This window comes from Amycolatopsis nivea (genome assembly GCF_004522235.1).
Classification (GTDB): Bacteria; Actinomycetota; Actinomycetes; order Mycobacteriales; family Pseudonocardiaceae; genus Amycolatopsis; species Amycolatopsis nivea.
In genome coordinates this window covers 138,051-153,509 of record NZ_SDLT01000018.1, presented here as the reverse complement: position 1 = coordinate 153,509, position 15,459 = coordinate 138,051, and the positions used below count along the sequence as shown (strand labels likewise).

Sequence of the window (15,459 nt, the reverse complement as noted above, 5' to 3'; positions counted from 1 at the left end):
GACGAGATGGGCGCCGCTGGGCTCGCCGACGAGGGGCTGACCCGTCGGCTGAAGGCGCTCGCCTGCACCGCGCCGTTGCACGACCTCGACGCGCGCAAGGCGAAGCTCGACTGGGCCGACGCCACGGTGTACCAGATGGCCGAGATCGCGCTGCACACGATCGACCAGGTCACCATCGCGATGGACTTCGACACCGGCGCGGGTCACGACCAGGTCATCGACCGGCTGCTGCCGTTCATCTCGCTGCAGGCGCCCTCGCGGATGCCGGACGAGCACGTGCGCGTGGCGAAGTGGGTGCTGGACAACCTGATCAACGTCGGCACCACCGACCGCGGCTTCCGGCGCGTGTACGGCTCGCTCGGTCCCGGCGGCTACCAGCGCCGCCAGTTCGACTTCAAGCTGCTGGTCGAGCTGGCCGCCCCCGACGGCGAGGTGTACCTGCGCGCCACCGACGAGGCGATCAACGTGCTGGTCGGCGCGCTGGACACGGACGTCGAATCGGCGCAGATCGCGGCCGAGGTGAAGCTGGAGAACCTGATCAACCGCGGCCGCCTCGCCGACGCGAAGCTCGCCGCGGAGCAGGCGCGCTACCGCACCGTGCAGTATGGCGAGACGCTGCGCGCGAAGCTCGACGCGACCCGCCGCGACGTGCGCGCGGTCGACTGGGAGAGCGAGGTGCCAGAGCTGATCGAATCGGCGCTCGGGCACATCGAGTCCCGGTTCCGCGCGGAGAACGCGATCCTGAAGAACATCACCACCGCGCGCGACGAGTCCGAGGACGCCGACCACAAGCGCCGAGCGGCCGAGCTGGTCGACATCGTCGCCGACTGCATCCGGCGGCACACCCGCCTCCAGTCGCGGCTCGCCGACGCGGGCGCGGTCTTCCGCGCAGAACAGGACCGCCAGCAGTTCTCCGGCCCGCCGCAGCGGGCCACCATCGACCTGTTCGGCCAGCTCCTGATGCCGACACTCGGGCTGCCGCTCGCCGACGCCACCGCGCCCGCCGAGCACTTCTTCCATGCCGTCGCCGGGATCACGACGCCGGTCGTGCCGTCGCTGTCTTCGCTGGTGTCGCTGCTGCTGCGGCCCGCCCCGGAGCGCGACCAGCTGGTCGGCGAGGTGCCGGAGCCGGAGCTGGTGCCCGCCGAGGTGACCGACCGGTTCGGCGACGACGTGTGGCGGCTCGCCGACGAACTGCTCGACCTGCCCGACGTGCCGCGGCGGCTGTCCGGGCTGCTGGAGGACGCGCGCCGCTCCGGGCAGCCGAACCTGGCGTCCCTGATCGCGCTGCGTGCGCTGCACGCCTACAGTCCCGAGGTCGGCGCGGCGCGCCGGCAGGGGGAACGCCAGGTGCTGCTCGCCGTCGACGACGGCACCCTGCTCGACGACCCGGAGTTCGGCGGGGCCGATCTGCTGCTGACCACCGCGGAGGTCGAACGAGCTGACGACGAGACCGAGGAGGTCGCCTGATGCCGGTGACGCACACGAGCGTCGACGCCGAGGCCGCCGCGCGCCTCGTCGCGTTCGGGATGCGCCCGAAGCAGCTGCCCGCCCGCGACGTCGTGTACGGCGAGCTGGTGCGCCGCTACGGCGAGGACAACGCGTTCAAAGCGCTCACCCACGCGGTCGCGTCCGGGCTCGGGCTGATGGTGCTGGAGGTGACGCAGCAGGCCGGATGCGTGCTCGCGGCCACCGACGAGTCCGTCTTCGAGATCAAGATGGACAGCTACGCGCGGCAGGCCAAGATCCGCGAGCGGCGCGAGACGGAAAAGGTGCTGCACGGCCTGATCCACCTCGCGACGGCCGCGCTCGGCTACCCGCGGCCGGACGACCTGGCCAACGACACCTACATCGGCCGGGTGAGCGTCGAGCAGGTCGACGCGATGGTCCGCGAAGCCGCGCGGGTGCTAGACGAGCGCGCGCAGCTGGCCGAGGCGAACAACGACCCGCTCGCGGACGCGCCGGAGCTGGAGCAGGCGTGGCGCGCGTACGCTCGACGTCCGGCCGCAGCGGCGACGAAGGACGGCCGGATGGCGGCGGACACCACGCGCGGCATGGTGTCGCGGGCGCTGCGATTCCTTGCCGATCAAGGCTTTCTGGTGCAGGTGAGCGACGAGCAGGGCGGCACGTACCGCACGACGCCGCGGTACCAGATCCAGGTCCGGGAGCTGGCCGCGGACGCCGCGTTCGACGACCTGCTCGCGCTCGATGTCGTCGCGGTCGCTGGGGCCGGGGGAACGCTGCGCGCGACGGCCTCGGACACGCTGCAGTAAGAGGGGACGGGAATGTACGAGCTTTCGCGGGTCCGCCTGCATTCGGTGGGCCCGGCGGGCGCCCGGTACCAGGACGTGGTGCTGGACTTCAGCGGCGTCGGGGCCACGATCACCGCGCCGAAGCAGGACGCGTTGTTCTCCGCGGGCATCCACGCCGGCGGGCCGGTGCGCCGCCCGTCTCCGGCGAGCGTGCTGTTCCTGGAGAACGGCGGCGGCAAGTCCGTGCTGATCAAGCTGATCTTCTCGGTGATGCTGCCCGGGCGGCGCCAGGTCGTCGGCACCACGAGCACGAAGGTGCTGGAGAAGTTCGTGACGGCCAAGGACGTCGCGCACGTGGTGCTGGAGTGGCTGCACGTCGAGACCGGCCAGCGGGTGATCACCGGCAAGGTGTCGGAGTGGCGCGGGCACGTGACGTCGGCGGACTCGGAAAACCTCGTCGACTCCTGGTACTGCTTCCGCCCGACCGCCGACGTCGCGCTCGATTCGCTGCCGCTGACCGAGGACGGCCGCCTGCTGACCATGTCCGGGTTCCACGACCGGATCGCGGGCGCGGCGATGGCCGAACCGGAGCTGGAGCTGTTCTGGACGCGCCGGCACCACGAGTGGACCGGGCGGCTCGACCAGCTCGGCCTCGACACCGAGCTGTTCCGCTACCAGCGCGCGATGAACGCGGGCGAGGGCGAGGCGGCCGACGCGTTCCAGTTCTCCACCGACGAGGCGTTCGTGGAGTTCCTGCTGCGCGCGGTGCTGTCCGAGGACGAGCCGAAGGACCTCGCCGAGGTCGTGTCGACGTACGCGAACAACCTCGCGCAGCGCGGCGATCTGATGGCGGAGAAGGAATTCGTCGAGGGTGCGCTGGAACTGCTCGGTCCGCTGGCCGAGGAGGAAGGCGTGGCCGCGGCTTCGCGGCGGATCGCCGAATCGGCGCGCGAGGATCTCGGCGAGCTGGCCGGGCGGATCCACGCGCGCAACGAGCTGGAGAACGCGCGGCTGTCGGGGCTGGAAGAACACGTCGAGGAAGTGCGCAGTGCGGAAAAGCTCGCCGAGGGCGACCATCGGCGGCTGACCGCGGGCGTCACCGAGCTGCGGCGGCTGGTCGCGGTGCTGCGGCTGGAAGAAGCGCAGATCGAACGCGAGCGCGTCGACGGCGAGCTGGCCGAGGCGAAGACGCAGGCCGAAGCGTGGCGCGAAACCGCGACCGTGCTGAACCGGTTGAACGCTGCGCGCAAGGCGAAAGACCTGCGTGAGCTGGTCGGAAACCGTGAGGAGAAGGCGAAACCGGCGTTGGCCGCCCGGGATGCGGCGGCGGTCGCGTTGGGGCGCGGTTTGCTTTCGCTGGCTCGTGACGCGCAACGGCAGGCGGACAAAGCCGAGGCACACGCGGACGCGTTGCGCGCCGAAGCGGAGAAGGCGCAGGTCGAGCGGGACGAGGCGGCGAACCTGGCTGCCGGGCGCCGGGCTGAGGCGCGTGGACTGTCGTCGCGGATTGCTGAGCTGCGCGAGGAAATCTCCGAGTCGGTCCGAAGTGGACTGTTGCCCTCCGGGGCGGATGTCGCCGAAGCCGCGCGGTCCGCGCGGGCGGAAGCCGAGGCCGCGGCGGCGGAATCCGTTCGCCGGGAACAGGAACTCGACCGCGTCGGCGAGGATCTGCAAGCGGCGCAGCGTTCGGTGAACGAGGCGCATCAGCTCGCCGGGTCCACTCAGGACCGTCTCGTGCGGGCGGCCGAAGACCTCGAACGCGCGCACCGGCGGACCGACGCGCTGGCCGCCGAACCGCGGTTGATGGAGCTGCTCGGCGCGGACGACGTCAAGCTGGAGAGCGATCTTCCGGTGCTGCTGCAGCGCTTGCGCGACGCGAGTGCGGCGGTGGAGAAGGAGCAGACCGCGCTGCGGATGGAGGAGTCGGCCGACGAACGGGCGCTGGCCGCGCTCGGGTCGGGCGGGCTGCTGCCGCCGCCGGAGGACGTCCAGGCCGCGCTGGATGCGTTGGAGCAGGCGGGAATCACCGCGTGGTCGGGCTGGCGTTATCTGTCCAAATTGGACTCGGTGCGGCGCGACGAAGTGCTGGAGCGGATGCCGCAGCTCGTCGCCGGCGTACTGCTGAACGACGCGGCGCAGGCGAAGCGGGCGCGGGAAGTGCTGGCGGCTTCGCGGCTGCTGCCGAGCGCGGTGATCGCGGTCGGGACTACGGACGCGTTCCAAAAGGACGGTCCGGCCGCCGCGGGTGTCGAGTTCCTCGTGCCGCCGAACCCGGCGATGTACGACGAGGAAGCCGCGGACACCGAGCGGGAAGCCGTGGCGCAGCGGCACGCCGAACGGCAGCGTCGGCTGGAGCAGCTGTCGGAGTCGCTGGCGGCTGATGGCGCGTTGACGTGGAAGCTGACCACCTGGCGCGAGGACTATCCGGCCGGGGCGATCGGGACGCTTGCTGAGCAGGCTGAAAGCGCTCGCGTCGCCCGGGAGACCGCGCAGACCGCGCTCGCGCAAGCGGAGGCGGAATTCGCCCGGTTGAGCGAAAAAATCACCGCCTTGCGGGAGCGAGTCCCGGCGTTGCGGACCGCAGCGGCAGAAGCCGAGGAGAAGGCGCGTCGGCTCGGCGAACTGTCCACTCGGGCCGCGCGTGTCGCGGAGTGGACCGAAGAAGTCGAGCGGGCAACGGAAATCGCGGAACGCGCGGAGACGTCGGCAGCTGAGGCATCGGCGCGAGCGGCGCGGTTGCGCGAGCAGGCGGCGGAGGAGCAGCGGACCGCTGACGGACACCGTCGCACCGTCACCACCGCACGGTCCGAGCTGGCTGAGGTGCCTGGCGCGGCCGAGCTGCCGGAGGACGTCGAAGCGCCTTCGGAACCGGTGGACGCGTTGCGGCGCACCTTCGTGTCGGCTTCCGAGTCGTACGCGAAGGTCGAGGTCGGCAGCGATCTCCGGGCCGAGTTGGAGCAGGCGGAATCCGCTGAGGCAGCGGCGTCGTCGGCCTTGGAAGCGCTGGACGAAGAGGTCCGGGTGCGCGCGGGGGCGTTGCTGGAGACGCCGGACGGCTCGGACGCTTCCACCCGGGCGGCGGCGTTGGCGCGGGCACGGCGGGTCGTCGACGCGCTGGAGGAGGAACGCACCGAGGCGATCGGGCAGGTGTCGACGCGGCGGGCGGAGCTGGACGTGCTGCCGTTGCAAACCGGCGTCGCTTCTCCGGCTGAGCGGCCGCGCGACATCGAGCACGGACTTGAGCTGATCGACGCGGCTTCGCTGGAAGTGTCAGCGGCGGCCCGGAAATGGGAAGAGCTGCAAGAGCGCCGAGCGGCGGCGGAAGCGACGCTGGACGCGGGCAAGGCTTCGGCGTCCGGCTTCGGATTGTTGTCGGAATCGTTGGCGCACTTGCGTTCCGAGGAACCCGCGGACGCGTACGACGGCGATGTCGAGTCCGCGCGGACCCGGTACAACCAGCTCAACACCGTCCTGAACGACGCGCAGTCGGCGGCCGATTCCGGCGACCGGCGGGTGCGCGCGGCGGCGGACCAGCTGGCGCAGTACGCGACCGAGAAGCGGTTCGAAAAGCTCAGCACGCCGGTGCGGCAGCAGGTGATTTCCGTGAAGCGGGACCAGCTTCCCGCGCACGCGGCGGAATGGAGCGAGGCGCTGCGCCCTCGGCTGCGGACCCTCACCGACGACCTCGCGCAGATCGACCGGCACCGCGGCGGCATCATCACGCGGCTGCAGGGCATGGTCGAAGGTGCGTTGCGTACGCTGCGGTCGGCGCAGCGGGTGTCGCGGCTGCCGGACGGGCTCGGCGACTGGTCCGGCCAGGAGTTCCTGCGGATCCGGTTCACCGAGCTGGAAGACCATGTGCTGGCGGAAAAACTGGGCGAGGTCGTCGACGAGGCGGCCGCGGGCAAGACCGCCGACGGCCGCGACGTGAAGCGCGACGGGCTGTCGCTGGTGCTGCGCGGGGTGCACGTCGCCGCGCCCAAGGGGTACCGGGTCGACATGCTCAAGCCGGACTCCGTGCTGCGCACCGAACGCCAGCGGGTGTCGGAAATCCGCGACGTGTTCTCCGGCGGCCAGCAGCTGACCGCGGCGATCATCCTGTACTGCACGCTGGCCGCGTTGCGCGCCAACAACCGGGGCAAGGCGCGGAACCGGCATTCGGGCGTGCTGTTCCTGGACAACCCGATCGGCCGTGCGTCCGCCGGATACCTGCTGGAACTGCAGCGGGCCGTCGCGGAGGCGCTGGGCGTGCAACTGATCTACACGACGGGCTTGTTCGACGCGGGCGCGCTGGCGGAATTCCCGCTGATCGTGCGGCTGCGCAACGACGCGGACCTGCGGGCCGGGCGGAAGTACCTGTCGGTGGACGCGACGATCCGGAATTCCCTCGACGACCTCGGGGACCCGGACGGGGTCGCCCGGCTTTCGGCGACGCGGATGTTCAGCCGTGGGTCTTCCGCTCCCGCGGTGGACTCGTCCGCCGAAGAAGAACAACCGGCCTGACGGCTGGCGCGCGGTCTGCCCAGGCGGCACACCGCGCGCCGAGACCCGTCAGCTGACGGGCACGTACGCCAGCCCGTGACCGCCTGCCGCTCCGGCCGCTTCAGTGTCCAATGTGGTCACCAGGGTGCGGGTCTGGAGATTGATGACCTCCACTTCGGTCGATGCCGCCCCGGACACGAACGCGATCCGGCCGTCCGGGGCGGCGAGAATCGCGAGCGGAAAGTCCGTCCGCAGGTCCATGGACCCGAGCAGTTCGTGACTGGTCGCCGAAAACGCCAGCAACCGCCCGCCCAGTTCGGCGGCCAACACCTCGCCGGACGCCGTGCAATGGATCGGCAGCACCGGATGTTCCGTCGGCAACAGGGTTTCTAGAGTTCCGGTGACCGCGTCGAACACCCGGATCCCGGGCGCTGCGCGAACCGGCTCGGTCCCGTTTTCCAGATACGGAGCCGCGACGTACAGCCGCTTGCCGTCCCGGGAAACCTCCAGCCCTTCACTGCCGGGCAGAGAGATTTTCTCGACCTCGCCACTGTCCAGGTCCACAAAGGACACGAACGGCGCTTCCTTGTTGGTCACGAACCCGCGCCGCCCGTCCGGACTGATGGCGACCTAATGCGGCCCCGGCGCGCCGGTCGCGAGATGCCGGACCGGGCGTCGCGTCGCGGTATCGACGACCACCAGGCCGCCCTCGCTTTCCGGACTGGCCTCGACCGTCACGTACAGCAGCCCTCGCGTCGCATCGATTGCCAGACCGTGCGGCGCGTGATCCGGCGAGAGATCGACGACCTCCAGGACCTCGCGCGAATCCGGATCGATCGCGGTCAGCTCGGTCGCTCGTTCGCCATGGCTGTGGTACGCCCCGCGGCGGTACGCGCTCGCGGTCCAGACGAGGCGGTGGACGGGGTCGAAGCACAGGTCGTGCGGCTGCGCAGGCACCTCGACGGTGCCGAGATGCTTCCCGGACCCGACGTGGAAGAAGGCGACCGCCGGCCCCTTCGCTCCAGCGACCGCGAGTATCGCTTCTCGCATTGGCTCTCTCCTTTGTGTTCGGCTACGAGATCCACTCTGGGCGGCCGCGGATTGCGCGTCGATGCAAGAATCGGCACGGAATTCTTCCGCTGAACGCAAACCTTCCGGGACGGCCATGGACCTGAACCTCTTGCGCGTGCTGGACGTCCTGCTTCAGGAAGGCAGCGTCACGCGCGCCGCGGCCAGACTGGGCAGCTCGCCCGCCGCGGTGAGCCGAACCCTCGCCAAACTGCGCCGCGCCACCGGCGATCCCTTGCTGGTCCGCGCAGGTCAAGGCCTAGTACCGACCCCGCGCGCGCTGGAACTGAAAGACGAAGTCGCCACCCTGGTGCACCGCGCCGACCGCATCCTCGGCCCCGGCCCTGGTTTCGTCCCCGCCAACCTCCGCCGCACGTTCACCGTCCAGGCGACCGACCTGGTCGTGAGCGGCCTGGCTGGTTCTCTGACCGCCCGCCTCCGCGCCGAAGCCCCGCACGTCGAGGTCATCTTCGTCCCGGAGTCCACAGAGGACAGCGGAGCCTTGCGCGACGGCCGGGTAGACCTGGAAATCGGCGCCGCCGGTCACCACGACCCGGAAACCCGCACGGAGCCGTTGATGCACTCGACGGTCCTGGGCATTGCGCGCCAAGGGAATCCGCTCTTCTCTGCCCCCATCGATCCGGTTTCCTTCGCCGCCGCCGACCACATCGGCATCTCCCGCCGAGGCAAGCAACAAGGCCCGATCGACGCCGCCCTCGCCCGGCTGGGCCTGCACCGCCGAGTCGCCGCGGTCGTCCCCGGCCACCCGAGCGCCCTGATTTTGGCGAGCGAGAGCGACCTGGTGACCATCGGCATCGCAGGCTGGCTGGACCCGTTGCTGACCGCTCTGGGCCTGCTGACGTTCGCCATCCCGCTCGACCTGCCGCCCGTCGAACTGGGCCTGGCCTGGCATCCCCGGACGGCAGCCGATCCCGCCCAGGCCTGGTTCCGGAACCACGTGCGCTCCACCCTGCTCGCATCCTCCTGACCAGCGCTGATGCGTTTTCTGTCGGACCTAGCTGGTAGAAATCGAGCCGTGAAGATGACCCTCGCCCAACGCCGGGCCCGCCTCGGCATACGCCACCACCTCGCGGCACGGGCGACGACCGTCGAGGAAGCAGTCGACGGCGTCGTCGCGCTGCACGCCACCGATCCCGCTTCGGTGTACCTGTCCGCCTGGTCGCGCGTGCGTGACGTCTCGATCGCCGACGTCGAGGACTCGCTGTACTCCCGGCGCACCCTGCTGCGCATCCTGGGCATGCGGCGCACCGTTTTCGTCACCGACGTCGCCACTGCCGGTGCGGTGCAAGCCGCGTGCTCATACGACGTCGCCGCCCGGCAACGCCGCTTGCTCGAGAAGCAGCTGGGCACCCTGGGCCATCCGGAGAATGTCGCGCGTCCTGGCGAATGGCTGGACGAGGTCATGGCGAGCGTCGAAAAAGCCTTGCGCGCCAGGGGATCGGCGACCGCCCAGCAACTGGCGGACGACGAACCGCGCCTGCGGCAGCAACTGCTGATGGCGAAGGGAAAACCGTACGAGTCGATCGGCAACGTCACCAGCCGGGTGCTGTTCCAGCTGGCTGCGGAAGGCCACATCGTGCGCGGACGCCCGCGGGGGAGTTGGCAGAGCACGCAGTACCACTGGTCCCCGTTGACCGATTGGCTGGCAAACGCCGAGGGGTCGGCTGGTTCTGGCGCTGGCCGTGGAGCCAAAACCGGTGCTGGGTCCGGCAGCCCCGCCCTCGTCCCCGCCGACTCGCCGGGCCCTCCGAGCTCTGCTGCTGGCAATCCGCACCACTCCGTTCCCGGCGTCGCGGGCTCGGGTTCTGGAACCAGCGGGCCAGGCCGCTCCCACCCCGGCACCGCCGGAGGACCGAACGGCTCTGACTTGGGCACCATCAGCGGGTCCCCCGACTGGCCAGGCCTCTCCGAAGACGAAGCCCGAGCCACCCTGGCCCGGCGATGGCTGCACGCGTTCGGCCCCGCCCCGGTCGCCGACCTCCGCTGGTGGACCGGCTGGACGGCAGGTCAGACGAAAAAGGCCCTGACCGCCGTCGCCCCCGCCGAGGTCGACCTGGACGGCGAACCAGCGATCGCCCTGCCCGACGACCTGGCCCCGGTCGCCGCTCCCGACCCGTGGATCGCCCTGCTCCCGGCGCTGGACCCGACCGCGATGGGCTGGCAGTCCCGAGACTGGTACGTCGGCCCGCACCGCCCCGCCCTGTTCGACCGCAGCGGCAACATCGGCCCGACGGTCTGGAGCGACGGCCGCATCGTCGGAGCCTGGTGCCACCGCCCGTCGGGAGAAGTCGCGGTGCGCCTGCTGGAGGACATCGGAACCGAGAAGACCGCCGCGGTGGACGCCGAGGCAGCCCGGCTGAGCGCCTGGCTGGGAGACGCCCGGGTCGTGCCGAAGTTCCGCACGCCGGTGGAGAAGGAGCTGTCCGGATAGCGCCCGTGCACGGTGCCGAACCGACCGGCGGCGGGTGGAGCTGCTGAGAGCCGGACGACCCGGCGATGGGTGGGGCAGGCGACAGCCAGACGACCCGGTGGCCGGGCTCGTGACCAGGCTGTCCAGCCTCGGGACGCCTGGCAGCCAGTCCTGCCGGGGACACGCGGACGGCTGTATACCGCGCGGCTGCCGAGTCGCCGAAGAGAGCCCGGAACGAAGCATGTCCTAAAGGTTCGGCGGGTAGGCCGCGCCTGCCCAACTCGCCCGAGGCGACCTAGACCGGCGCAGCGTGGGACGCGGCGGCTGGTGCGAGTTCGCTGTGCGCTTCGCGGGAGTCCGGTACTCGGCCGCGAATCACTCGGACGTTCGCGCGACGGGGCCCGTGCCGAGCGCATGCCGTGCCGGTTCCCGCCGGACCCCCTAGCCCTGCCGAGTTCGGCCGTCGTGCTCTTGCTGGCCGGGTTCTGCCGAGCCTGGCCCCGAGCTCCTGCTGCGCCGCTCCCGCCGAGCCCAGCCCTCGAGCCACCCCGTCTCGGTCCTGCCGACCTTGCCCCAAGCCCCCACCCGGCCAACCCGAGCCGCCCCCCTCCTCTGCCCCACCCCCGCGACCCCGCCCCACCACCCCCGGCGAAACCGTCCCGACAGCGTGAACCGGGGCACCAAGACCGATCAAGCCACTGGTCCGCTCCCTCCCCCTGACACCGCGGGAGCGTCCGCCGCGTTTTCGGTCCTCACCCGGCTGAGCTGGGTTCTTAATCGATTCTTGACGTCTCCCGGCAGTGGTGGAAGTCTCGTCAGGGCAGTCCGGGGCAACGGGGCCCGCACGCTAGGGTTGCACCGATTCCGGAAGTCGCAGAAGTCGTCCGGGGCGGGCGCCCCGGGGAACTTCCGCAGTGACCAACTTCAGCGGTCGGCGGCCGGCGCGCCGCCGCCGTGATCAACACCAGAGGAGTGGCAGCAGTGACCGTTCGCGTAGGTGTCAACGGCTTCGGCCGGATCGGCCGCAACTTCTTCCGTGCCGTGAAGGCGAGCGGTCACGACATCGAGGTCGTCGCGTTCAACGACCTCGGCGACGTCGCCACCATGGCCCACCTGCTCAAGTACGACTCGATCCTCGGCCGCTTCCCGGGCGAGGTCAGCGTCTCCGACGAGGGCATCGTCGTCGACGGCAAGACCATCAAGGCCCTCGCCGAGCGCGACCCGGCCAACCTGCCCTGGGGCGACCTGGGCGTGGACGTCGTCGTCGAGTCGACCGGCTTCTTCACCAACGCCGACGCCGCCAAGGCGCACATCGCCGGCGGCGCGAAGAAGGTCATCATCTCCGCGCCCGCCAAGGGCGAGGACCTGACCGTCGTCCTCGGCGTCAACGACGACAAGTACGACGGCTCGCAGACGATCATCTCGAACGCGTCCTGCACCACCAACTGCCTCGGCCCGCTGGCCAAGGTCCTCAACGACGCCTTCGGCATCGAGCAGGGCCTGATGACCACGATCCACGCCTACACGCAGGACCAGAACCTGCAGGACGGCCCGCACAAGGACCTGCGCCGCGCCCGCGCCGCCGCCCTGAACGTCGTCCCGGCCTCCACCGGCGCGGCCAAGGCGATCGGCCTCGTGCTGCCGGAGCTGCTCGGCAAGCTGGACGGCTACGCGCTGCGCGTCCCGGTCCCGACCGGCTCGGCCACCGACCTCACCGTGACCCTCAAGAAGTCCGCCACGGTCGAGGAGATCAACGCCGCCTACAAGGCCGCCGCCGAAGGCCCGCTGGCCGGCATCCTGAAGTACTCGGTCGACCCGATCGTGTCCTCGGACATCGTCACCGACCCGGCGTCCTGCATCTACGACTCGCCGCTCACCAAGGTGATCGGCGACCAGGTCAAGGTCGTCGGCTGGTACGACAACGAGTGGGGCTACTCCAACCGCCTCGCCGACCTGATCAAGCTCGTCGGCTCGAAGCTCTGAACCTGATGAGCGTCAAGAACCTCGACGACCTGCTGGGCGAGGGCGTTCAGGGCCGCTACGTGCTGGTGCGCAGCGACCTGAACGTCCCGCTCGACGGGTCGGCCATCACCGACGACGGCCGGGTCCGCGCCGCGCTGCCGACGATCAAGAAGCTCGCCGACGCGGGCGCGAAGGTCGTCGTCACCGCGCACCTCGGCCGCCCCAAGGGCGAGCCGGACCCGAAGTTCACGCTCGCCCCGGTCGCGAAGCGGCTCAGCGAGCTGCTCGGCGCCGAGGTCCCGCTGGCCGGCGACCTCGTCGGCGAGTCGGCGAAGGCGCTGACCGCCGGTCTGGCCGACGGCAGCGTCGTCCTGCTGGAGAACGTGCGCTTCGACGCGCGCGAGACCAGCAAGGACGCCGTCGACCGGTCCGAGCTGGCGGCGGAGCTGGCCGCGCTGACCCCGGGCGGGGCGTTCGTCTCCGACGGCTTCGGCGTCGTGCACCGCAAGCAGGCCTCGGTCTACGAGATCGCCGCGGTGCTCCCGGCGTACGCGGGCGGCCTCGTGCTGGCCGAGCTGGACGTGCTGAAGAAGCTCACCGACGACGTCAAACGGCCGTACGTGGTCGCGCTCGGCGGCTCGAAGGTGTCCGACAAGCTCGGCGTCATCGCGAACCTGCTCACCAAGGTCGACCGGCTGCTCATCGGCGGCGGCATGGCGTACACGTTCCTCAAGGCCAAGGGCTGCGAGGTCGGCACGTCGCTGCTGCAGGAAGACCAGCTCGACCAGGTCAAGGGCTTCCTCGCCGAGGCCGAGAAGCGCGGCGTCGAACTGGTGCTGCCGGTCGACGTGCTCGCGGCCGACGGGTTCGCCGCCGACGCGGCGCACGAGGCCGTCGACGTCACCGCCATCCCGGCCGACCGCATGGGCCTCGACATCGGCCCGCGCAGCGCCGAGCTGTTCGCGCAGAAGCTCGCCGACGCGGCGACCGTCTTCTGGAACGGCCCGATGGGCGTCTTCGAATTCGAGGCGTTCGCCGGCGGCACCCGCGCGGTGGCCGAGGCGCTCGTCAAGAGCGACGCGTTCACCGTGGTCGGCGGCGGCGATTCGGCCGCCGCGGTGCGGCAGCTGGGCCTGCCCGAGGACGGCTTCTCGCACATCTCCACCGGCGGCGGCGCCTCGCTGGAGTACCTGGAAGGCAAGGAGCTGCCCGGCGTGGCGGCGCTGGAGGGGAAGAACTAAGTGGCACGCAAGCCCCTGGTGGCAGGCAACTGGAAGATGAACCTCAACCACCTCGAGGCCATCGCCCTGGTGCAGAAGATCGCCTTCGCGCTGCCGGAGAAGTACTACGCGAAGGTGGACGTGGCCGTGCTGCCGCCGTTCACCGACATCCGCAGCGTGCAGACGCTCGTCGACGCCGACAAGCTCTCCCTCACCTACGGCGCGCAGGACCTGTCGCCGCAGGACTCGGGCGCGTTCACCGGCGACATCTCCGGCCCGATGCTGGCGAAGCTGGGCTGCAGCTTCGTCACCGTCGGGCACTCGGAGCGGCGCGCGATCCACGGCGAGACCGACGAGCTGGTCAACAAGAAGGTCAAGGCCGCGCTCAAGCACGGCATCACGCCGATCCTGTGCGTGGGCGAGGAGCTCGAGATCCGCGAGGCGGGCGAGCACCTCGAGCACACCCGCAACCAGCTGATCGAGGGCCTCAAGGGGCTCAAGGCCGAACAGGTGCAGGCCGTGGTGATCGCGTACGAGCCGGTGTGGGCCATCGGCACCGGCAAGGTCGCGACCGCCGCCGACGCCGAAGAGGTCTGCAAGTCCCTGCGCGGGACGCTCTCGGAGAAGTACGGCGACGAGGTCGCCACCGCGGTCCGCGTGCTCTACGGCGGCTCGGTGAAGTCCGGGAACGTCTCCGAGCTGGTGGCCGCGGACAACATCGACGGGGCGCTGGTCGGCGGCGCGAGCCTCGACGGCGAGGAGTTCACCAAGCTCTGCGCGCTCGCCGCCGGTGGCCCGCTGCCCTGATCGTGGGCACTACCGGGTAGCCTGTGTGTTCGGTCCGTCACTAGAGCAGTGGACGAGTCCAGGGGTACGGTGAAGATCCGCACGCTGTGCGGGTTCGGCCGTACCCCTGCATGCTCCGACAAGCACAGAGGATGACATGAAGCTGTTCCTGCAAATCCTGTTGATCGCCTCCAGCGTCCTGCTGGTGGTGGCCGTGCTGCTGCACCGCGGCCGGGGCGGCGGCCTGTCGTCCCTGTTCGGCGGCGGGATGCAGTCGAGCCTCGCGGGGTCCAGCGTCGCCGAGAAGAACCTCGACCGGATCACGCTGCTGCTCGGGGCCATCTGGCTGATCAGCATCGTGGGTCTCGGCCTCCTGCTCAAGGTATGACCGGGTCCCCGGAAGGGGACTTGCGATCGGCGTGCCTATTGGGGGGCGCGCCGCCGATTCCAACGGGTGAGGATTCATGGTTGGCGGTAACGCGATTCGCGGCACCCGCGTGGGTGCCGGTCCTTCGGGCGAATCGGAGCGGGGTGAATCGGCGCCACGGCGCCGGGTGTCGTATTGGTGCGCGAACGGGCACGAGGCTCGCCCGTCGTTCGCGATGGACGCGGAAATCCCCGACGAATGGGACTGCCCGCGCTGCGGGCTCCCGGGCGGTCAGGACGAGCAGAATCCGCCCGCCGCGCCTCGTACCGAGCCGTACAAGACACATCTGGCTTACGTGAAGGAACGCCGCAGCGACGCCGACGGCGAGGCCATCCTCGCCGAAGCGCTCGAGCGCCTCCGCCAACGCCGCGAATTGATCTGAGGCACGGTTTCTCCGGGACCACCGGCTTCCCGTCCGCGAGGGCGAGGGCCGGTGGTTTTTTAGTTCCCGGGGTGGACTGGACCTCGGCAGGTCCAGACCACCCCCGGGAACTCCCGTGCAGTGGGGATGCCTCGGCGGTCCGGACCGGCGATGAGGCAAGTCTGGACCGCAGCCGGGTCGGCAGTTCGGGCGGCGGGATTGGCTGTCGTCCGGGCGGTCCAGGCGGGGAGAGGGCGGGCCTGGATCTGTGGCGCGGTTCGGAGCGCGGGACCTAGCCTGCGTGGTCCGGACCTTCAGGACCTTTGCGGGCCCGAAGACCCTCGGTTTGCGCCGGGGGAGTGGCTGTCGCCCGGGCGGCTCAGCCCGGCGGAGAAGCTCCCGTTCGGACCGCCGGAACTGGATGCCGCCCGAGTGGTCCAGACCGCGCAGAAGCAGGTCTAGACCTCCGG

The 15,459-nt window shown here is 70.7% G+C and carries 12 protein-coding genes; 10 read left to right on the top strand and 2 right to left on the bottom strand.

Annotated elements, in window-relative coordinates:
- Positions 1-6: 6 nt before the first annotated feature.
- Genes EIZ44_RS22205 through EIZ44_RS22195 form a run of 3 tightly spaced genes read left to right on the top strand, consistent with a single transcriptional unit; the run spans position 7 to position 6,755 of the window.
- Positions 7-1,470, top strand: a complete 1,464-nt coding sequence (locus tag EIZ44_RS22205; RefSeq protein WP_134730972.1) for a hypothetical protein — start codon at positions 7-9, stop codon at positions 1,468-1,470.
- Complete coding sequence (locus EIZ44_RS22200) at positions 1,470-2,273, top strand: hypothetical protein (RefSeq protein WP_037814632.1); 804 nt, start codon at positions 1,470-1,472, stop codon at positions 2,271-2,273. The genes EIZ44_RS22205 and EIZ44_RS22200 overlap by 1 nt, the downstream gene beginning before the upstream one ends.
- 12 nt (positions 2,274-2,285) lie before the next feature.
- A complete protein-coding gene (locus EIZ44_RS22195) occupies positions 2,286-6,755 on the top strand; it encodes a coiled-coil domain-containing protein (protein ID WP_134730933.1) in 4,470 nt (1,489 codons plus the stop codon).
- A gap of 48 nt (positions 6,756-6,803) precedes the next feature.
- Here the strand turns inward: EIZ44_RS22195 and EIZ44_RS45605 are convergent, their stop codons facing one another.
- The gene (locus tag EIZ44_RS45605) at positions 6,804-7,331 is read right to left on the bottom strand and encodes a YncE family protein (RefSeq protein WP_240691375.1); all 528 of its coding nucleotides are present in this window, start codon (positions 7,329-7,331) and stop codon (positions 6,804-6,806) included.
- Between the two features lie 33 nt (positions 7,332-7,364).
- A complete protein-coding gene (locus tag EIZ44_RS45600; protein WP_240691374.1) occupies positions 7,365-7,784 on the bottom strand; it encodes a YncE family protein in 420 nt (139 codons plus the stop codon).
- 115 nt (positions 7,785-7,899) lie between these two features.
- Between EIZ44_RS45600 and EIZ44_RS22185 the strand changes: the two genes are divergently transcribed.
- From EIZ44_RS22185 to EIZ44_RS22155, 7 genes are all read left to right on the top strand, one after another.
- Positions 7,900-8,790, top strand: a complete 891-nt coding sequence (locus EIZ44_RS22185) for a LysR family transcriptional regulator (RefSeq protein WP_134730931.1) — start codon at positions 7,900-7,902, stop codon at positions 8,788-8,790.
- 54 nt (positions 8,791-8,844) lie between these two features.
- Positions 8,845-10,254, top strand: a complete 1,410-nt coding sequence (locus EIZ44_RS22180; protein WP_240691377.1) for a winged helix DNA-binding domain-containing protein — start codon at positions 8,845-8,847, stop codon at positions 10,252-10,254.
- 960 nt (positions 10,255-11,214) lie between these two features.
- Positions 11,215-12,216, top strand: a complete 1,002-nt coding sequence (gene gap, locus EIZ44_RS22175; RefSeq protein WP_037814640.1) for a type I glyceraldehyde-3-phosphate dehydrogenase — start codon at positions 11,215-11,217, stop codon at positions 12,214-12,216.
- Positions 12,217-12,221: 5 nt separating this feature from the next.
- On the top strand, positions 12,222-13,436 hold the full coding sequence (locus tag EIZ44_RS22170; protein ID WP_134730929.1) for a phosphoglycerate kinase: 1,215 nt from the start codon (positions 12,222-12,224) through the stop codon (positions 13,434-13,436).
- Positions 13,437-14,222, top strand: coding sequence for a triose-phosphate isomerase (gene tpiA / locus EIZ44_RS22165; protein WP_037814643.1), 786 nt, complete (start codon positions 13,437-13,439; stop codon positions 14,220-14,222). It abuts the gene before it with no gap.
- A 136-nt stretch (positions 14,223-14,358) separates the two neighbouring features.
- Positions 14,359-14,589, top strand: coding sequence for a preprotein translocase subunit SecG (secG, locus tag EIZ44_RS22160; protein ID WP_033292761.1), 231 nt, complete (start codon positions 14,359-14,361; stop codon positions 14,587-14,589).
- 76 nt (positions 14,590-14,665) lie between these two features.
- Positions 14,666-15,010 carry an RNA polymerase-binding protein RbpA gene (locus tag EIZ44_RS22155; protein ID WP_009075886.1) on the top strand — a complete coding sequence of 115 codons (345 nt, stop codon included), beginning with the start codon at positions 14,666-14,668 and terminating at the stop codon, positions 15,008-15,010.
- Positions 15,011-15,459: the final 449 nt, after the last annotated feature.